The sequence below is a fragment of the Arthrobacter sp. GCM10027362 genome, assembly GCF_042679445.1.
Lineage (GTDB): Bacteria > Actinomycetota > Actinomycetes > Actinomycetales > Micrococcaceae > Crystallibacter.
In genome coordinates, this window is the sequence record NZ_JBHTML010000071.1 from 1 (window position 1) to 18,791 (window position 18,791).

The 18,791-nt window shown below is 66.4% G+C and carries 15 protein-coding genes and 2 tRNA genes; 14 read left to right on the top strand and 3 right to left on the bottom strand.

Annotation, left to right across the window (positions count from 1 at the left end):
- On the top strand, window positions 1-467 hold a 467-nt coding region (locus ACFQ36_RS11780; RefSeq protein ID WP_377013824.1), incomplete at its 5' end, for a zinc finger domain-containing protein.
- Between the two features lie 71 nt (window positions 468-538).
- Here ACFQ36_RS11780 and ACFQ36_RS11785 read toward each other — a convergent pair.
- A tRNA-Gly gene (locus ACFQ36_RS11785) sits at window positions 539-609 on the bottom strand.
- Between the two features lie 136 nt (window positions 610-745).
- Between ACFQ36_RS11785 and ACFQ36_RS11790 the strand changes: the two genes are divergently transcribed.
- The 6 genes from ACFQ36_RS11790 to ACFQ36_RS11815 all read left to right on the top strand — a co-directional run bounded on the left by ACFQ36_RS11790 (window position 746) and on the right by ACFQ36_RS11815 (window position 6,060).
- Window positions 746-818: transfer RNA gene (locus ACFQ36_RS11790), tRNA-Pro, on the top strand.
- A 54-nt stretch (window positions 819-872) separates the two neighbouring features.
- Window positions 873-2,279 (top strand): trigger factor, encoded by a 1,407-nt coding sequence (gene tig / locus ACFQ36_RS11795; protein ID WP_377013826.1) that lies wholly within the window; start codon window positions 873-875, stop codon window positions 2,277-2,279.
- 243 nt (window positions 2,280-2,522) lie between these two features.
- Window positions 2,523-3,134: an ATP-dependent Clp protease proteolytic subunit gene (locus tag ACFQ36_RS11800; protein ID WP_377013852.1), complete on the top strand. Its 612-nt coding sequence runs from the start codon at window positions 2,523-2,525 to the stop codon at window positions 3,132-3,134.
- A 52-nt stretch (window positions 3,135-3,186) separates the two neighbouring features.
- Entirely contained in the window at window positions 3,187-3,861 is a 675-nt protein-coding gene (locus ACFQ36_RS11805) for an ATP-dependent Clp protease proteolytic subunit (RefSeq protein ID WP_377013828.1), read from the top strand.
- A 220-nt stretch (window positions 3,862-4,081) separates the two neighbouring features.
- Complete coding sequence (gene clpX / locus ACFQ36_RS11810) at window positions 4,082-5,374, top strand: ATP-dependent Clp protease ATP-binding subunit ClpX (RefSeq protein WP_377013830.1); 1,293 nt, start codon at window positions 4,082-4,084, stop codon at window positions 5,372-5,374.
- 65 nt (window positions 5,375-5,439) lie between these two features.
- The gene (locus ACFQ36_RS11815) at window positions 5,440-6,060 is read left to right on the top strand and encodes a DsbA family protein (RefSeq protein WP_377013832.1); all 621 of its coding nucleotides are present in this window, start codon (window positions 5,440-5,442) and stop codon (window positions 6,058-6,060) included.
- Window positions 6,061-6,447: 387 nt separating this feature from the next.
- Here the strand turns inward: ACFQ36_RS11815 and valS are convergent, their stop codons facing one another.
- Window positions 6,448-9,057 (bottom strand): valine--tRNA ligase, encoded by a 2,610-nt coding sequence (valS, locus tag ACFQ36_RS11820; RefSeq protein ID WP_377013834.1) that lies wholly within the window; start codon window positions 9,055-9,057, stop codon window positions 6,448-6,450.
- Window positions 9,058-9,264: 207 nt separating this feature from the next.
- Between valS and ACFQ36_RS11825 the strand changes: the two genes are divergently transcribed.
- The 7 genes from ACFQ36_RS11825 (at window position 9,265) to ndk (ending at window position 17,327) form a co-directional block, all read left to right on the top strand.
- On the top strand, window positions 9,265-9,633 hold the full coding sequence (locus tag ACFQ36_RS11825; RefSeq protein ID WP_377013836.1) for a DUF488 domain-containing protein: 369 nt from the start codon (window positions 9,265-9,267) through the stop codon (window positions 9,631-9,633).
- Window positions 9,634-9,684: 51 nt separating this feature from the next.
- Window positions 9,685-10,428 (top strand): SDR family oxidoreductase, encoded by a 744-nt coding sequence (locus ACFQ36_RS11830; protein ID WP_377013838.1) that lies wholly within the window; start codon window positions 9,685-9,687, stop codon window positions 10,426-10,428.
- A 212-nt stretch (window positions 10,429-10,640) separates the two neighbouring features.
- Window positions 10,641-11,342: a hypothetical protein gene (locus ACFQ36_RS11835; RefSeq protein ID WP_377013840.1), complete on the top strand. Its 702-nt coding sequence runs from the start codon at window positions 10,641-10,643 to the stop codon at window positions 11,340-11,342.
- 380 nt (window positions 11,343-11,722) lie between these two features.
- Window positions 11,723-15,001, top strand: a complete 3,279-nt coding sequence (gene ileS / locus ACFQ36_RS11840; protein ID WP_377013842.1) for an isoleucine--tRNA ligase — start codon at window positions 11,723-11,725, stop codon at window positions 14,999-15,001.
- A gap of 12 nt (window positions 15,002-15,013) precedes the next feature.
- A complete protein-coding gene (locus tag ACFQ36_RS11845; RefSeq protein WP_377013844.1) occupies window positions 15,014-16,393 on the top strand; it encodes a bifunctional folylpolyglutamate synthase/dihydrofolate synthase in 1,380 nt (459 codons plus the stop codon).
- Window positions 16,394-16,396: 3 nt separating this feature from the next.
- Window positions 16,397-16,834: a DUF4233 domain-containing protein gene (locus ACFQ36_RS11850; protein ID WP_377013846.1), complete on the top strand. Its 438-nt coding sequence runs from the start codon at window positions 16,397-16,399 to the stop codon at window positions 16,832-16,834.
- Window positions 16,835-16,910: 76 nt separating this feature from the next.
- The gene (ndk, locus tag ACFQ36_RS11855) at window positions 16,911-17,327 is read left to right on the top strand and encodes a nucleoside-diphosphate kinase (RefSeq protein WP_377013848.1); all 417 of its coding nucleotides are present in this window, start codon (window positions 16,911-16,913) and stop codon (window positions 17,325-17,327) included.
- A gap of 115 nt (window positions 17,328-17,442) precedes the next feature.
- On the opposite strand, the gene ACFQ36_RS11860 is transcribed toward ndk, so the two are convergent.
- Window positions 17,443-18,099 carry a vitamin K epoxide reductase family protein gene (locus tag ACFQ36_RS11860; protein WP_377013850.1) on the bottom strand — a complete coding sequence of 219 codons (657 nt, stop codon included), beginning with the start codon at window positions 18,097-18,099 and terminating at the stop codon, window positions 17,443-17,445.
- Window positions 18,100-18,791 lie beyond the last annotated feature (692 nt).

An 18,791-nucleotide genomic window follows, 5' to 3' on the forward strand; every position in this document is an offset into this window, starting at 1 on the left:
CCGCCGTCGTCGGCCGCCTGGGGCCGGATCCGCTGCAGCCCGACCCGGCCGGCGTGGCGGCCGGCGAGTTTGTCCGCCGGCTCACCGCCAAGGGCACCGCGGTGGGCACGCTGCTGATGAATCAGGACGTGGTGGCCGGGGTGGGCAACATCTACCGTGCCGAGACGCTCTTCCGCCGCGGGCTGGATCCCTGGCGGCGCGGCAGGGATGTGGCTGCCCCCGAGGCCGCGGCGCTGTGGGCGGACATCGTGTCGGTCATGGTCGACGGCGTCCGCGACGGCAGGATCATCACGACCCGTCCGGAACACCGGGCCGGTCCCGGGCTGCCGGCCTGGCCGGACGACGCGCACTATGTCTACCAGCGGCAGGGGCTGCCGTGCCGGGTGTGCGCCGGGCCGGTGGCGCTGGGGGAGATGGGCAACCGCAAGCTCTACTGGTGCCCGCGCTGCCAGGCCCCGGCCCGGTAGCGGGCCGGCCGGGATGGGCCCAAATGCGTGAAGGCGGACCCTCGCGGATCCGCCTTCACGCCTTATTCAAGAGGGGATGACGGGAATCGAACCCGCGTAATCAGTTTGGAAGACTGAGGCTCTACCATTGAGCTACATCCCCGAGGACGATGAAACTTTAGCACGGGTGGGTGGACGGATCGCAAATTTCCGCGGCGGTGTCGCGGAACTGCCGCATCAATTAGAATGGCTCAATTGTGCACGTGGTCCGGTTAGGCCGTAGACTTGCGTGTGCACTACGGGGCGTAGCGTAGTGGCTAGCGCGCCTGCTTTGGGAGCAGGAGATCGCAGGTTCGAGTCCTGTCGCCCCGACTCTGTATTTGTTGGTGCAGATTCCATCCAATAGCTATCAGGAGTTCAAACGCTGTGAAGAGCGCTGTCGAAAACCTCTCCCCGACGCGGGTCAAGCTCAACGTTGAGGTCCCCTTCGAGGAACTCAAGCCCAGCATTGATGCGGCCTATAAGACGATTGCCACCCAGGTCCAGGTGCCGGGTTTCCGCAAGGGCAAGGTGCCCAACAAGCTCATCGACCAGCGCGTTGGCCGCGGCTATGTGATCGAAACCGCCATCAACGAGGGCCTGAACGATTTCTACCAGAAGGCCGTGCAGGAAACCGGAATCCGCCCGCTGAGCCGCCCCGAGGTCGAGATCACCGAGGTTCCGGACCCGTCCGCGACCGAGGGTCAGCTGGCCTTCCACGTTGAGGTGGACGTCCGCCCGGAGATCGAACTGCCCGATTACGCAGGCCTCGAGGTCACCGTCGAGGCCGCCGAGGCCACCGACGCCGACGTCGACAAGGCCCTGGACGACCTGCGCGGCCGCTTCGGCACCCTGAAGACCGTGGACCGTCCGGCTGCCGAGGGTGACTTCATCACCATCGACCTGACCGCCACGATCGACGGCGAAGAGGTGGACTCCGCCACCGGCCTGTCCTACCAGGTAGGCGCCGGCACCATGCTCGAGGGCCTGGACGAGGCCGTCACCGGCCTGAGCGCCGACGAGGACGCCACCTTCGAAACCAAGCTGGCCGGCGGCGAGCGCGCCGGCGAGAATGCCACCGTCAAGGTTGTGCTCAAGGCCGTCAAGGAGCGCGAGCTGCCCGAGGCGAACGACGACTTCGCCCAGCTGGCCAGCGAGTTCGACACGATCGCCGAGCTGCGCGAGGACCTGGCCAAGCAGGCCGCCGAGTCCAAGGTCGTCGAGCAGGGCATCGAGGCCCGCGACAAGGTCCTGGACAAGCTGGTGGAGATGATCGAGGTTCCGGTGCCGGAATCCGTCGTCGAAGAGCAGCTCGAGCAGCACTTCCGCCCGGAGAACGCCCACGGCGGCGAGGAGCACGACACCGAGGAGCACCGCACCGAGGTCCGCGAGAACACCGAGCGCGCCTTCAGGAACGAGCTCATCCTGGACGCCGTGGCGGACAAGGAAGAGATCGGCGTCAACCAGGCCGAGCTGATCGACTACATCGTTTCCGCTTCCAGCCAGTACGGCATGGACCCGAACCAGTTCGCCCAGCTGCTGGACCAGAGCGGCCAGGTCGGCATGATGGTCGGCGAGGTTCGCCGCCGCAAGGCGCTGGCCAAGGTGCTGGAGCAGGCCAAGGTCACCGACACCACCGGTGCCGAGGTGGACCTGAGCGACTTCGTCCGCCCGACCGGCGAAGAGGCCGAAGAGGCGAACGTCGAAGAGATGATCGAGGCCACCGAAACCGAGGCTGCCAAGGCCGAGACCGAATCCGGCGAGGCCGCCGAGACCGTCGACGCTGAAAAATAGATAGCAGGCAGGATTCACCTGAACAGGCCGCCGCCCCCTTCCGGGGCCGGCGGCCTGTTCGGCTTTAACCGGTCCGCCCGGCTGGTGCGCCGTCAGCGAACAGTGCGCGAAATACAAGGAATCGGCCCCGGATTCGCGTTACTGTCCAAGAAGGAAACAGGTCCCGAGGACCGGCCTCACCGGCAGGCCTCGGGCAGAAGCGAGAGGTAATTGAGAATGTCCCGTGAAGCCGCCACCCCGAGGATGGCCACCGTCGATCCGGCGACCCAGGAAAATTACATCTACAACCGTCTCCTAAAGGAACGCATCATCTGGCTGGGCTCGGAGGTGCGGGACGAGAACGCCAACGCCATCTGTTCGCAGCTGCTGCTGCTCTCGGCGGAGGACCCGGACAAGGACATCTACCTTTACATCAATTCACCCGGCGGTTCCGTCACCGCGGGGATGGCCATCTACGACACGATGCAGTTCATTCCCAACGACGTGGTCACGGTGGCCACCGGCCTGGCGGCCTCCATGGGCCAGTTCCTGCTTTCCTCCGGGACCAAGGGCAAGCGCTATGCCACCCCGCACGCCCGCATCCTGATGCACCAGCCCTCCGGCGGCATCGGCGGCACAGCCTCGGACATCAAGATCCAGGCCGAACTGATCCTGCACATGAAGCAGGTGATGGCGGAGCTGACGGCGCAGCAGACCGGCCAGACCGTGGAGCAGATCCTGATCGACAATGACCGGGACAAGTGGTTCACGGCCGAGGAGGGTCTCGCCTACGGCTTCTTCGACCACATCTCGGCGCACGCCGGTTCCGTTTCCGGCGGCGGCGGCACCAACAGCAACCACACGAAGGAATCCTGATCGCAGGTTCTGCGACCCAGTCCCTACGATCGTCGAAAGCAGGAGAAAGACAATGAACCACACCTTCGGTGCCGCAGCGGGCGGCTATGCCGCGAACCTGCCGCAGAGCCGGTACGTCCTGCCGCAGTTCGAGGAGCGCACCCCGTACGGCTTCAAGCGCCAGGATCCCTACACCAAGCTCTTCGAGGACCGGATCATCTTCCTCGGCGTGCAGGTGGATGATGCCTCGGCCGACGACATCATGGCCCAGCTGCTGGTGCTCGAATCCACCGACCCGGACCGCGACATCACGCTCTACATCAACTCCCCGGGCGGGTCCTTCACGGCGATGACGGCCATCTACGACACGATGCAGTACATCCGTCCGGAGATCCAGACCGTCTGCCTGGGCCAGGCGGCCAGCGCCGCCGCCGTGCTGCTGGCCGCGGGCACGCCGGGCAAGCGCCTGGCCCTGCCGAACGCACGGGTGCTGATCCACCAGCCGGCCCTGGGCGGCGGCGAACGCGGCCAGGCCACCGACCTGCAGATCCAGGCCGACGAGGTCATGCGCATGCGCAGCTGGCTCGAGGACACGATCGCCCTGCATTCGGGCAAGAGCAGCGCCGAGGTGAACAGGGACATCGAGCGTGACAAGATCCTCACGGCCGAGGACGCGCAGGCCTACGGCCTGATCGACCAGGTGCTGGATTCGCGCAAGATCCGCAAGCCGGCCATCAACAAGAGCTGACGCTCGCGCTGCGGTTTCCGCAGGTGCGGCCCGCAGCGCAACCCGGTGGTGACAGAAGCCGAATATGGCTTTATTTGTCCCCGACGAGCGCTGCGGGCCGGCCTGTTACTGAATCTGCCCGGCAAGTGAACTACAGTGGACTAAGTGTCGGAAGCGGATGCCACAGTTTTGTCGGCGGCATTGATGTTATCTTCAGCAGGATCAGGTAAGGGGACAGAACATGGCTCGCATTGGTGAAAGCGCCGACCTGCTCAAATGCTCCTTTTGCGGCAAAAGCCAGAAGCAGGTGCGCAAACTGATCGCCGGCCCCGGGGTCTACATCTGCGACGAGTGCATTGATCTGTGCAACGAGATCATCGAGGAGGAGCTCTCCGAGGTCTCGGATCTGGGGAGCTTCGAACTGCCCAAGCCGCGGGAAATATTCGACTTCCTGCAGGAATACGTGATCGGGCAGGAGCCCGCCAAGCGCGCCCTTGCCGTCGCCGTCTACAACCACTACAAGCGCATCCAGTCCGGCCACGCGCCCAAGGCGGCAGCCAACCTCTCGGACGCAAGTCCGCTGGAAGATGTTGAGGTCGGCAAGTCCAACATCCTGCTGATCGGACCCACCGGGTGCGGCAAGACCTACCTGGCCCAGACCCTGGCCCGCAGGCTGAATGTTCCTTTCGCCGTCGCGGACGCCACCGCACTCACCGAAGCAGGCTACGTGGGCGAGGATGTGGAAAACATCCTGCTCAAGTTGATCCAGGCCGCGGACTACGACGTCAAGAAGGCCGAGCAGGGCATTATCTACATTGACGAGATCGACAAGATCTCGCGCAAGAGCGAGAACCCGTCCATCACCCGCGACGTCTCCGGCGAGGGCGTGCAGCAGGCGCTGTTGAAGATCCTCGAAGGCACGGTGGCCTCCGTTCCACCGCAGGGCGGCCGCAAGCACCCGCATCAGGAATTCATCCAGATCGACACGACCAATGTGCTCTTCATTGTGGCCGGCGCCTTTGCCGGGCTGGAGGAGATCATCGGTTCGCGGGCGGGCCGCAAGGGCATCGGGTTTGGCGCCCCGCTGAACGAGGCGCGCAAGGTCGCGGATTCCTATGGGGAGGTCATGCCCGAGGACCTGCTCAAGTTCGGGCTCATTCCCGAATTCATCGGCCGTCTCCCGGTCATCACCACGGTGGCCAACCTGGACCGCCCGGCTTTGATCAAGATCCTCACCGAGCCCAGGAACGCGTTGATTAAGCAGTACCAGAAGATGTTCCAGCTGGACGGCGTGGAGCTGAACTTCGAGCCGGAGGCGCTCGAAGCGGTGGCGGACCTGGCCTTGGAACGGGGAACCGGCGCCCGCGGGCTGCGGGCGATCATGGAGGAAGCCCTGCTGCCGATCCAGTTCGAGCTGCCCAGCCGGGAGGATGTTGCCTCGGTGGTGATTACCGCGGATGTGGTGCTAAACAAGATCGAGCCCACGCTGATCTCCCACGACGTGGTGGCCAAGCGCCGGAACAAATCAGCCTAGTTCCCGGTTACCCAAGAGGGCGCCGCGCCCTGCCCAATCACTGCCTACCGCACAGGAGCTGACACATGTCCGAATCCACCGCCCCTTCCACTGTCGACTTCTGGTTCGACCCGATGTGCCCGTTTGCGTGGATCACCGCGCGCTGGATCCAGGAGGTCGAGAAGGTCCGGGACATCAAGGTGGACTGGCACGTGATGAGTTTGGCCGTGCTCAATGAGGGGCGCGAGGAATTGCCCGAGGCCTACAAGGAACGGATGAAGCAGGCCTGGGGGCCGGTCCGCGTGATCAATGCCGCGCGGGAACTGCACGGCGACGCCGTCGTCAAGCCGCTCTACGATGCGATGGGCACCCGCATCCACAACGAGGGCAACCAGGACTTCGCCGCGGTCATCGCCGCAGCGCTGGAGGAGGCCGGCCTGCCGGCGGAACTGGCGGACTGCGCCACCTCGACCGAATACGATGCGCAGCTGCGGGCCAGCCACGAAGAGGGCATTTCCAAGGTCGGACACGAGGTCGGCACCCCGGTGGTGGCCCTGAACGGGACCGCCTTCTTCGGTCCGGTGCTGACCCGCATCCCGCGCGGCGAGCAGGCCGGCCGGATTTTCGACGGCGCCGTGGCCCTGGCCGAGTACCCGTACTTCTACGAGATCAAGCGCTCCCGGACCACCGCCCCCGAATTCGACTGACCGCGGCGCTTCTTCCTGGCAGGCCGGGCAAACCGGACCCTGCACCGCGGGACGGAATTTCCTCGAAAAATTCCGTCCCGGCTTCTGGCGTGTCGGCCTGAACCGGCGTATAAATGAAGTTACGCATCCCCCAAAAGATGCGGGACCGGACACCAAAGATTCAGAGACAAGTAGCGGACAAAGTTCGACTAACTGCCGGTCAGTGACGAGACTAGGAAGACCTGAAAATCTAAGGAGTTCGCGAGAGCCAAAGCGTCACATTTGGATCATAGAGTCGAAGCCCCACCAACGGCTAAACGCTGATGGGGCTTCCCCTATTTAATCGATGCGGCGATCTTTAACCGATGCGGGGATCGGCCAAGGCGGGCCTTGGCCGATCCCCGGCTGTTACGCCTCGGCCGGGGCGAGTTCCACGCTCTTGACCGTCAGCTCGCCGTCGGACTCCTCGAAGGCCAGCGTCCGGGCGTTGCCGGCAGCCTTCAGGTCACCCTCGCCGGCGCGCAGCTGCGCGATCTGCGCCGCCGGCGCGGTAACGACGGCCGAGAGCACTTCGGTGCGCTGCTTGACTTTCGCCTCGGACTTGGCCTTGCGGATGCCGCCCAGCGCCAGGCCCACGGTGCCCAGCAGGTCCTTGTCGGCGGCGATGCCGGACAGCGCCCCGGCGGCCGGCCACTGCGCACGGTGCACGGATCCGGCCCGCCACCAGCCCCAGACCTCTTCGGTGGCGAAGGGCAGGAACGGGGCAAACAGCCGCAGCAGCGCGTCCAGGGTGGTGGCCAGGGTGGCCAGCACGGACGCCTGCCCGGCCTCGCCGGCAGCGCCGTAGGCGCGGTCCTTGACCAGTTCCACGTAGTCGTCCGTGAAGGACCAGAAGAAGGACTCGCTGATCTGCAGGGCGCGGGCATAGTCGTAGTTCTCGAATGCCAGGGTGGACTGCTCGATCACGTCCGCCAACTGCCCCAGCAGGGACAGGTCCAGGGCATTGGTGACGGCGGACGCGTCACCGGTGATCACCGAAGCCTCGGTGGCGCCGAGGTTGAGCACGAACTTGGAGGCGTTCAGCAGCTTGATGGCCAGGCGGCGGCCGATCTTCATCTGCGCCACCTCGTAGGCGGTGTCCGCACCGAGCTTGGCCGAGGCGGCCCAGTAGCGCACCGCGTCCGAACCGAACTGCTCGAGCACGTCGGTGGGTACCACCACGTTGCCCTTGGACTTGGACATCTTCTTGCGGTCCGGGTCCAGGATCCAGCCGGAGATGGCCGCATGCTTCCACGGCGCGCAGTCCTGCAGCGCGTCGGCGCGGACCACCGAGGAGAACAGCCAGGTCCTGATGATGTCGTGTCCCTGCGGACGCAGGTCGAAGGGGAAGACCTTGCCGAAGAACTCCTCGTCGCGGCTCCAGCGCCCCACGATCTGCGGGGTCAGCGAGGAGGTGGCCCAGGTGTCGAGCACGTCGGCGTCGCCGATGAACCCGCCGGGCATGCCGCGCCGGGCTTCGTCGTAGCCCGGGGCCGGTTCCGCCGCCGGGTCCACCGGCAGCATCTCGTCGCTGGGCAGGATCGGGTGCTCGTAGTCCGGCTCGCCGGCGGCGTCCAGCGGGTACCAGACCGGGATCGGCACGCCGAAGAAGCGCTGGCGGGAAATGAGCCAGTCGCCGTTCAGGCCCTCGATCCAATTCTCGTAGCGCGAGCGCATGAAGGCCGGGTGGAAGTCGATCTCCCGCCCGCGGTCAATCAGCCGGGCGCGGCGTTCCTCGTCGCGGCCGCCGTTGCGGATGTACCACTGGCGGGAGGTGACGACCTCCAGCGGCTTGTCGCCCTTTTCGTAGAAGTTCACCGGGTGCATCATGGTCTTCGGCTCGCCGTCGAGCTCGCCCGCGGCACCGAGCAGCTCGACAATCTTCTCCTTCGCGGAGAAGGCCGTCTTGCCGGCCAGCTGGGCATAGTTGGCCTTGCCCTCGTCGCTGGTGATCCACTCCGGGGTCTCGGCGATGATCCGGCCGTCGCGGCCCACGATGGCGCGGGTGGGCAGCCGCAGCTCGCGCCACCAGGTCACGTCGGTGAGGTCGCCGAAGGTGCAGACCATGGCGATGCCGGCACCCTTGTCCGGCTTCGCCAGCGGATGCGCCTTGACCTCTACCTCGACACCGAACAGCGGGGAGGTGACCTTGGTGCCGAACAGCGGCTGGTACCGCTCGTCGTCGGGATGGGCCACCAGCGCGACACAGGCGGGCAGCAGCTCGGGCCGGGTGGTCTCGATGTAGACCTTTTCGCCGGCGGCGGTGTTGAAGCCGTAGCGGTAGTAGGCGCCCGGCATCTCGCGGTCTTCCAACTCGGCCTGGGCGACGGCGGTGCGGAAGGTGACATCCCACAGGGTCGGGGCCTCGGCCAGATAGGCGTCGCCGGCGGCAAGGTTGGCCAGGAAGGCGCGCTGGGACACGGCGCGGGAGTTGTCGTCGATGGTCCGGTAGGTCAGGTTCCAGTCCACGGACAGGCCCAGGGTGGTGAAGAGGTCCTCGAAGACCTTCTCGTCCTCGGAGGCGAGCTCCTCGCACAGCTCGATGAAGTTCCGGCGCGAGACGACGTCGAAATCGCGCTGGTTCTTCGCCGGCTTGGCCGGCGGACGGTAGTCGGCGTCGTAGGGCACGGTCGGGTCGCAGCGCACGCCGTAGTAGTTCTGCACGCGGCGTTCGGTGGGCAGGCCGTTGTCGTCCCAGCCCATCGGGTAGAAGACGTTCTTGCCCCGCATGCGCTGGTAGCGGGCCAGCACGTCGGTCTGGGTGTAGGAGAACATGTGGCCCACGTGCAGGGAACCGGAGGCGGTGGGCGGGGGAGTGTCGATCGAGTAGACCTGCTCCCGGTCCGTGTCCGGGTTAAAGGCATAGGTGCCCTGCTCGCGCCAGCGCTTGGAGTGGATGTCCTCGAGGCCCTCCAGTGCGGGCTTGTCGGGGACGTTTACGGTAACGGGCGTGTCTGTGCCCAGCTCGTGTTCTGCCATAGGTGCCATTCTTTCATGCGGCGCCGGCCGGGTTCACACCGGCACCGGCCCGGCACTGGTCTTAAACCGCCCGCGCGCATAGCGCTTACCTGCCTCCCGTCCCTCGCTGCGCCCGGGCCGGGGCCCGCGGCAAGGGAAGGATGCGAGGGGCCCGGCGCGGCGACGAAGTCGACGCGTCAGGGAGCATCCCTCCCGTATGCTGGCGGCATGGGTACCGTGTTGATCAAGCGCATCTATGATCCGGCCGGCGACGGCGACGGCTACCGTGTGCTGGTGGACCGGCTCTGGCCGCGCGGGATCAAGAAGGAAGACGCCCGGTTGGACGAGTGGCTCAAGGAAGCCGGGCCGTCCGATGAGTTGCGCAAGGAATTCGGGCACGATCCGGACAAGTTCGACGACTTCGCCGCCGCCTACCGGCGTGAACTCGAGGGCTCCGAGGCGGTGGAGCAGCTGGTGCGGCTGGCACGCCGGGAAGCGAAGCTGTGCCTGCTCTTCGGTGCCAGGGATGAAGAGCACAACCAGGCCGTGGTGCTGCGCGAGGTCATCCTCGAAAGGCTGGGCGCCGGTTCCGGGTAGCGTTCCGGACCGGTTCAGGTCCGTGCCGCCCTGCGGCTAGGCTTGGGAGCCATGACCAAGCGTGCAGTAGTCACCGGAGCAAGTTCAGGCATCGGCGCCGCCACCGTGCGGGCGCTGCGCGGCAGCGGGTGGGAAGTCGCCGCCGTCGCCCGCCGGGAAAACCTGCTCCAGGAACTGGCCCGGGAGACCGGGGCGGTGCCCTTCGCGGCCGATATCACCGAGCCTGCCGACGTCGCCCGCCTGGTGGACGGGGTGCTGGCCGGCGGCGGGGTGGACGCGCTGGTGAACATCGCCGGCGGTGCCTTCGGGGTGGATTCGATCCTGGCGGGCAAGCTGGCCGACTGGGAGAAGATGTACAAGGTCAACGTGCTCGGCACCCTTCGCATGATCCAGGGCTTCCTGCCCGCGCTGCGCGAAAACGGCGAGGGTTCGGTGCTGCTGCTGACCTCGACGGCGGGGCTGGTGGCCTATGAGGGCGGTGGCGGGTATGCGGCCGCCAAGTTCGCCGAACATGCGATGGCCAATACCCTGCGGCTGGAAGAGGCGGAGCACAATGTGCGGGTGATAGAGATCGCCCCCGGGCTGGTGCGGACCGAGGAATTTTCGCTCAACCGCCTGGGCGGGGACCAGGCGGCCGCGGCCAAGGTCTACGAAGGTGTGGAGAAGCCGCTGCTGGCCGAGGACGTGGCGGACGTGGTGGCGTATTCGCTGAACCTGCCGCACCACGTGAACCTGGACCAGATCATCATGCGCCCGGTGGCCCAGGCCGCCGCGCACAAGCTGATCCGGAAGTAGCGGCCGGACCGGAACCCGGCCCGCGGCGGGCCGATAGCCGTCCCCATGCGCCTGCACTGATCCTCCGCAGCCGTTTCCCCACCGGTCCTCCGCAACCGGCTTTTCCCCTTAGGTCGAAAGTATGTTCTAACCAGGCTCGGGGCATGGATATCCGCCGGGAACCTGAGGAATTGCTCGCTTCCCTGACGCGGGTCTGAGCCGCGGTCTCGACGATGTCGGGGTCGTTCCTGGCGGAACTGGAGCATCTGTCTCCCCGCCAAACCGCGTCCTTGCTCGCCGCCGTCGAAGAGGTGTCCCGGGCGGTGGAGTTCTTTCAGGCCGCCGGGGCATGGGCCGTGGAACGGGCAGACATCGCCCGGGTGGGGGAATGCGGCGGTTTCTTCGGGGACTCCGTAGCCCATGCCGGCGCGGGCGGGGCTGCGGAGGCCACGTGGGCCAATCCGGCCGGTTCCTTCGGCGGGCACAAGGCGCAGGTGATGATCACCATCGGCTACCGGAAGCTGGCCGGGGAAGTGGCCGGGTCCGGATATCCGGTCTTCGACGCCCCGCTCAACCCCGGGACAGTGCGCAGGCCGGCCTGCGACGCGGACACCATCCCGGGCGTGCTGGGTTCGTCCGGTGAAGTACTTGACGTGGGCCGGGCAAGCCGGTTCTTCCTGCCGGCCCTCCGCCGGGCCCTGATAGCCCGGGACCGGGGATGCGCCTTCCCGGGCTGCGCCATGCCCGCGGTCTGGACCGAGGCCCGCCATATTGTTCCGTGGTGGCGGGGCGGGAAGACAAAGGCCTCCAACGGCTGCCTGCTGTGCATCTTCCACCGCGACTTGATTGACGAAAGCGACTGGGAAATCGTGGTCGAGGCCGGCATGCCCTGGTTCATCCCGCCCGCTTACGTCGACCCGAAGCGCCGACGATGACGAAACCTCTGCCGGCACACGGCCCTGTCGGGTCCAAGCAGCCACACAGGCGCAGACGGGACGGGAAGGCAGCCGGTGGGCCGGATCCGGGCGGTTTCGACACCGGAAGCTGTCTGGCCCTAAACTGGACCCATCGGCTTTGACCCGGCCATCACCGGCGAGCCTCCGGAAGAACGGCGCAAGCTTAGTAGAACCGGACGGGTATGCCCGTCACAGCAGCGAATGAGTGGCTGTCCCTGGCGGTCCCGGCAACGGGGCGGCGGGCGGCAAGTGAGGTGGTACCGCGGGTCCCGCCAACGGCTTCGGCCGTCAGGCGTAAGGCGCGTCCTCGCAGAAGTAACCACACTTGCCCAGCAGTTTGTCTTTCCAGGATGACGCACATGCCACAGATCTATCCCAAGGCCACCACCGCCGGCGAGGCCGCCGCCCCGAGCTCCCCGAAGTTCCCCGAGATCGAGGAACGGGTCCTGAAGTACTGGGACGAGGATGGCACCTTCCAGGCCTCGATTGATCAGCGCGACCCTGGGGAAAACGGCTCCAACGAGTTCGTCTTCTACGACGGCCCGCCCTTCGCCAACGGCCTGCCGCACTACGGCCACCTGCTCACCGGTTACGTCAAGGACATCGTGGGCCGCTACCAGACCCAGCGCGGCAAGCGGGTGGAGCGCCGCTTCGGCTGGGACACCCACGGCCTGCCCGCCGAGCTCGAGGCCATGAAGCAGCTGGGCATGACGGACAAGAAGCAGATCGAGGCCATGGGCATCGACAAGTTCAACGATGCCTGCCGTGCCTCCGTGCTGCGCTACACCAAGGAATGGGAAGCGTACGTCACCCGCCAGGCCCGCTGGGTGGACTTCGAGAACGACTACAAGACGCTCAACGTCGAGTACATGGAGTCCGTGATCTGGGCCTTCAAGCAGCTGCACGCCAAGGGCCTGACCTACAACGGCTACCGCGTGCTGCCGTACTGCTGGAAGGACGAGACGCCGCTGTCCAACCACGAGCTGCGCATGGATGACGACGTCTACAAGAACCGGCAGGACCAGACCGTTACGGTCACGTTCCCGATCCTGGCCGGGGACACCGACATCAGCCGCGAGCTGGCCGGCGTGAATGCCCTGGCCTGGACCACCACGCCCTGGACCCTGCCGACGAACCTGGCGCTCGCCGTCGGGCCCGGCATCACCTACGCGGTCGTGCCCGCCGGCCCCAGCGGGACGACGGCGGCGGGGGAGAAGTTCCTGCTCGCCCAGGACCTGGTCGGCAGCTACGCCAAGGACCTGGGGTATGACGACGCCGCTGCCGCGGCGGAGGCCGTCACCGCCACCTACACCGGCAAGCAGCTGGAGGGCCTGCACTACCGGCCGCTGTGGGACTACTACGCGGACATCGAGAAGTGGGGCACGCAGAACGCCTGGCGGATCCTGGTCGACGACTATGTCACCACTACCGACGGTACAGGCCTGGTGCACCAGGCGTCTGCCTTCGGCGAGGACGACCAGCGGGTGTGCGAGGCCAACGGCATCCCGGTGATCGTGTCCGTGGACGAGGGCGCCAAGTTCCTGCCCACCTTTGCCGGGGGACCGCTCGCGGAGATCGCCGGACTGCAGGTCTTCGAGGCCAACAAGCCGATCATCCGCGTGCTCAAGGCCGAGGGGCGGCTCGTCCGCCAGGCCAGCTACGAGCACAGCTACCCGCACTGCTGGCGCTGCCGCACCCCGCTGATCTACCGGGCGATCTCCTCCTGGTATGTGGAGGTCACCAAGATCAAGGACCGGATGGTCGAGCTGAACCAGCAGATCAACTGGATCCCGGAGAACGTCAAGGACGGCCAGTTCGGCAAGTGGCTGGAGAATGCCCGTGACTGGTCCATCAGCCGCAACCGCTACTGGGGCAGCCCCATTCCGGTCTGGGAGTCGGACAACCCGGACTATCCGCGCCAGGACGTCTACGGTTCGCTGGCCGAACTGGAGGCGGACTTCGGGCGGCTGCCGCTGAACGAGCAGGGCGAGCCGGACCTGCACCGGCCCTACATCGACGAGCTCACCCGGCCCAACCCGGACGATCCGACCGGCCGGTCCACCATGCGCCGGGTGCCGGACGTGCTCGATGTCTGGTTCGATTCCGGGTCCATGCCGTACGCCCAGGTGCACTACCCGCATGAGAACCAGGACTGGTTCGAGCACCATTTCCCGGGTGACTTCATTGTCGAGTACATCGGCCAGACCCGCGGCTGGTTCTACACGCTGCACATCCTGGCCACCGCGCTGTTCGACCGGCCGGCCTTCCGCAACGTGATCAGCCACGGCATCGTGCTCGGCTCGGACGGGCAGAAGATGTCCAAGAGCCTGCACAACTACCCGGACGTCTCCGAGGTCCTGGACCGGGACGGCTCCGACGCGATGCGCTGGTTCCTGATGTCCTCGCCCATCCTGCGCGGCGGAAACCTGATCGTCACCGAACAGGGCATCCGCGACGGCGTGCGCCAGGTGATCCTGCCGCTGTGGAACGTGTGGCACTTCTTCAAGCTGTACACGAACACGGCCAACAACGGCGAGGGCTATGAGGCCAGGTCCGTGCTTGGAGACACCGCGCGCATCGCGTCCCTGGACTCACTGGACCAGTACATCCTGGCCAACACCGGGGACGTCATCCGCAGCATGACCGCCAGCCTGGACAGCTACGACGTCAGCGGCGCCTGCGACGCGCTGCGCGAGTACCTGGACACGCTGACCAACTGGTACGTCCGCCGCAGCCGCCAGCGGTTCTTCGATGAGGACGCCGACGCCTTCGACGTGCTCTATACCTGCCTGGAGGCCGTGTGCCGGGCCGCTGCGTCCCTGCTGCCCCTGGTTGCCGAGGAGATCTGGCGCGGGCTGACCGGCGGGCGCTCCGTGCACCTGACGGACTGGCCCGACGCCGGCGCCTTCCCGGTGATGGAAGAGCTCGTCGAGCGGATGGAAGGTACCCGCCGGGTCTGCTCCATCGGTTCGAGCCTGCGCAAGGCCGCGAACCTGCGGGTGCGCCTGCCGCTGTCCGAGCTGACGGTGGTCGCTCCGCATGCCGCCGAACTTTCCGGCGGCTATGAGGAGATCATCAAGGATGAGCTGAACATCAAGTCCATCCGCCTGGTCGAGGCCGGCACCGCCGCACCGGAGGAATTCGGCATCGAGCAGAAGCTGGTGGTCAATGCCCGCGCAGCCGGCCCCCGCCTGGGCAAGGACGTGCAAACGGCCATCAAGGCGGCCAAGTCCGGGGACTGGTCCGTGGACGACGCCGGCAACGTCGCCGCCGGCGGACTGGCGCTGGAACCCCAGGAATACACCCTGGAGACGGTTGTGTCCGCCGAGGACAATGGGTCTGCCTCTGTCGCCGTGCTGCCCGGCGGCGGTTTCGTGGTGCTGAATACCGAGGTGACTCCGGAGCTGGAGGCCGAAGGTGTGGCACGCGACATGGTCCGTGCCATCCAGCAGGCCCGCAAGGACGCCGACCTGGTGGTCAGCGACCGGATCCGCACCACGGTCAGCGCCGAGCAGTCCGTCCTGGATGCAATCAGCACCCACCGCGAGCTGGTGTCCGAGGAGACGCTGACCGTGGACCTGGTGCTGGTGGCGGCTGACGGCGGGCAGGAAGTCACCGTTGAAAAGATCGAAGCCTGAGCGGAGTGGATCGTGAGCGATGAATTTGGCGTGGAAAGCGTCTATGCGGAGCTGCTGGGCCGGGCGCCGGAGAACAAGATCGAACCGCGGATGGAGCCGATGTTCCGGGCGATGGAGATCCTGGGCGAGCCGAACAAGGCCTTCGCCAGCATCCATATCACCGGCACCAACGGCAAGACCTCCACGGCACGGATGATCGACGCCGGCCTGCGCGCCCACGGCCTGCGCACCGGACGGTACACCAGCCCGCACCTGACCAAGGTGACGGAGCGGATCAGCATCGACGGCGGACCCGTGGCGGATGAGACGTTCGTGCGGATCTGGGACGAGATCCGTCCCTACCTCGAGATCGTGGACCGGGAACTGGCCGCCGCGGGCGAGCCGCGGCTGACGTACTTTGAGTGCATGACCATCCTGGCCATCGCCATCTTCGCCGACGAGCCGGTGGACGTGGCGGTGGTCGAAGTGGGCCTGGGCGGCATCACCGACGCCACCAACGTGATCGACGGCCAGGTCTCCGTCATCACCCCCATCTCGCTGGACCACACCGACCTGCTCGGCGAGACCGCCGGGGAGATCGCCGCCGAGAAGGCCGGGATCATCAAGCCCGGCGGCTTCCTGGTCAGCGCCGCGCAGCCGGTGGAGGCGGCCCAAGTGCTGCTGGATAAGGCCAGGGAACTCCACGTGCCCTTCCGCTTCGAGGGCGTGGAATTCCATGCGGAGTCCCGCCTGCTGGCAGTGGGCGGCCAGCAGTTGACGGTTTCCGGCCTGGCCGGGCGCTACGAGGACCTGCTGCTGCCGCTCTACGGCGCCCACCAGGCGCAGAATGCCGCGGTGGCGGTGGCCGCGCTGGAGGCCTTCCTGGGCGGCGGCGAGAAGCCGCTGGACGTGGAGATCCTCCGCGAGGCGTTCCGGACCGTTACCTCGCCCGGGCGGATCGAGGTGGTCCGTACCGCCCCGACCATCATTGTGGATGCCGCCCACAACCCGGACGGTATGCGGGTGACCGCCGACGCGATCAACGAGGCCTTCAACTTCAGCAAGCTCGTGCCCGTGGTGGGCATCCTGCAGGAGAAGGACTCGGTGGGGGTGTTCGAAGCCCTTCGCGAGCAATTCGGGGACCTGGTGCAGGAAATCTGCGTCACCGCCTCCAACTCGCCCCGGGCGATCGAGCCGGAACAACTGGCCGAGGATGCCATCGCCGCAGGCTTCCCCGTGGACGCCGTGCACATCGAACCGCAGCTGGACGAGGCCGTGGTCTGGGCGGTGGAGCAGGCCGAAGCCAAGAACGATCTGGCCGGCGGCGTGCTGATCACCGGTTCCATCACCTTGGTGGCCGACGCACGCATCCTGCTGGGAAAGCCGGAAAAACCGGAAAAGACTGGAAAGTAGGCCATGGCACGATTGACCAAAGCACAGCGCGAGTGGCGCCCGGACATGCCGAAGAAGCGGCGGTCCATCAAGGTGACCTTCGCCTCGACGGTGCTGTCGCTGGAGGCCTTCGTGGTGTTCTTCGGCACGCTGGTGGCCTTCGGGCTGCAGAAGGACAGGATTCCCCCGCCGGTGATCCTGGGCGTGGGGATCGTCCTGTCCCTGCTGCTGCTCCTCTGCTGCGCGCTGCTGCGCAAACCGGCCGGTTACTGGATCGGCTGGGCGCTGCAGCTGCTGATCATCGCCACCGGCTTCGTGGTGCCGATGATGTTCCTTGTCGGCCTCCTGTTCGCCCTGACCTGGTGGTACGGCGTCGTTACCGGCGCACGCATCGACCGGGAGAACAAGGAACGCGATGCCGCGCAGGCCGAATGGGAACGCAGCCACCCGGATAAGGACTAGAGTGGGGCCCGAGGGGCCCGCCACGGCGGCCGAGCGCCCCACTTGCAAGCATTGAGGAAACCAGAGGAGTAACTACGTGAGCGTTGAGCGCACACTCGTCCTGATCAAGCCGGACGGCGTGGCACGCGGACTGACCGGCACGATTCTTTCGCGCGTGGAGGCCAAGGGCTACAAGCTCGTCGACCTGAAGCTGGTCGCCGCCACCCGCGACCTGCTGGAACGGCACTACGAGGAGCACGTCGGCAAGCCGTTCTATGAGCCGCTCGTGGAATTCATGCTCAGCGGACCCATCGCGGCCGCCGTTTTCGAGGGACAGCGCGTGATCGAGGGCTTCCGCTCGCTGGCCGGCACCACCGAGCCGACTGCCGCCGCCCCGGGCACCATTCGCGGCGATTTCGGCCGTGACTGGGGCGTGAAGGTGCAGCAGAATCTGGTCCACGGTTCGGACTCGCCCGAGTCCGCCGAGCGCGAGATCGGCATCTGGTTCGGCTAAGCACCGCTCCACTCGTTTAAAAGGCCGGGCCGCATCCATCCGATGCGGCCCGGCCTTTTCATGGAGTGGGGCGCGAACGGGCGGCGAAGCCGACACCGCGGGAGCGCCCCAATCTCTACCCGCCGGTGAAGGCGCCCAGGAAGCGGAAGAACACGCTGGCCGCCGTCGCAATCCAGAGCAGGGCGGTAATGGTCCAGGACCAGCTCGTGAAGAATTGGACGAATCCTGCCGGGGCCTTGATCACCCCGTGGGCCAGGTTACGTGCCGTGAGCTGGATGAACATCGGGATCATCATGGCCCAGACACCCATGCAGTACAGGCACAGGATGTAGATATCGAAGAGGGCCTGGCTCCACAGCCAGACGACGAAAATGAATCCGAGGGTCACACCGGTCTGCAGCCCGAGCCAGTACCAGCGCCGGAACTGCGCCCCAGCCAGCATGGCCATCGCCGTCGTAATCGGAACAGCGAAGGCGACCATGCCGATGAGTGGGTTCGGGAAGCCGAACAGCGACGCCTGCCAGTGCTGGAACACCGCACCGCAGGAAATCCAGGGGTTGATGTCGCAGCTGGTGACATGGGCCGGGTTCTTGTAGACCTCGAGCCGCTCCAGGACCAGGATGAAGGACATCACCCAGCCCACCGCGCCGGTGGCCAGCAGGAGCCAGGCAAAAGGTTTCTGCCTTAAATGGGAGGCCTGGACGGTGCCCGCAGTACGGGCCGCGGCGGACTCCTGGGTTAGAGCTTCGTAGTTCACCGGTCTCCTGATCATCAACTGTCGGTTGGCACGATTCTATCCCCGCCTGAAGTTGCGAATGATAACCAAATACGGGCCGATGTGAGAGAATAGGTCTTGGCTGGCAGTGGACCCACATTCCATTGCCGGTCCAGCGACAGGCTTCCAGTGCTGCCGGCGATGCTTCTCGATACGGTGCCCATCACCCGGATGGGTGCACAGGGAATCCGCTTGGCAACGCTACCGATGAAGAGAATATATGCGGTAGTAGGGAAAAGCGCCGCTGGTCCCCGGGTGTGCCGCGCCCCACTGCTGGCGCGAGCTCGGGTGATATCGAAACGACTTCCGGTGACGGGTGGCCCCAGGGCCCGAAGGATAACCGGCTACTTGCCCCCGAGGGCGCCGGGATGTGGCTGGTGCCGCAAGGGCTGGAGCACAGTGATAAATGGATAAAGAACAGTTGAATCCGGCCGTACCCGAAGAGGCGGAAACGCACGCCAGGAAGCCCGTCCGGGCGCGCCGCAGGAAGGATCCCGAGCCGGTCGAGCCCGCCCAGGCTGTTATCCCCGGCATGGCTGGTACCGATCTCCCGGCTGAACCAATGCAGCCGGAGGCCGAGCCGGCCAAGCCCCGGACGCGCCGTACCCGCAAGACTGCTGCCGCCGAACCCCCCGCTGCCGGAACCGAAGCCGTGACGGCTGCGCCGGCGGCCGGAGCCGACGGCGGTG

Excerpts from the sequence above, each read along its gene's own strand:
- ACFQ36_RS11850 (WP_377013846.1), top strand. The coding sequence starts at position 16,397 with ATGGCACGATTGACCAAAGCACAGCGCGAGTGGCGCCCGGACATGCCG.
- ACFQ36_RS11825 (WP_377013836.1), top strand. The coding sequence starts at position 9,265 with ATGGGTACCGTGTTGATCAAGCGCATCTATGATCCGGCCGGCGACGGC.
- ACFQ36_RS11800 (WP_377013852.1), top strand. The coding sequence starts at position 2,523 with ATGGCCACCGTCGATCCGGCGACCCAGGAAAATTACATCTACAACCGT.
- ACFQ36_RS11805 (WP_377013828.1), top strand. The coding sequence starts at position 3,187 with ATGAACCACACCTTCGGTGCCGCAGCGGGCGGCTATGCCGCGAACCTG.
- ACFQ36_RS11860 (WP_377013850.1), bottom strand. The coding sequence starts at position 18,099 with ATGATCAGGAGACCGGTGAACTACGAAGCTCTAACCCAGGAGTCCGCC.
- ACFQ36_RS11830 (WP_377013838.1), top strand. The coding sequence starts at position 9,685 with ATGACCAAGCGTGCAGTAGTCACCGGAGCAAGTTCAGGCATCGGCGCC.
- clpX (WP_377013830.1), top strand. The coding sequence starts at position 4,082 with ATGGCTCGCATTGGTGAAAGCGCCGACCTGCTCAAATGCTCCTTTTGC.
- valS (WP_377013834.1), bottom strand. The coding sequence starts at position 9,057 with ATGGCAGAACACGAGCTGGGCACAGACACGCCCGTTACCGTAAACGTC.
- ACFQ36_RS11835 (WP_377013840.1), top strand. The coding sequence starts at position 10,641 with ATGTCGGGGTCGTTCCTGGCGGAACTGGAGCATCTGTCTCCCCGCCAA.
- ileS (WP_377013842.1), top strand. The coding sequence starts at position 11,723 with ATGCCACAGATCTATCCCAAGGCCACCACCGCCGGCGAGGCCGCCGCC.
- ACFQ36_RS11815 (WP_377013832.1), top strand. The coding sequence starts at position 5,440 with ATGTCCGAATCCACCGCCCCTTCCACTGTCGACTTCTGGTTCGACCCG.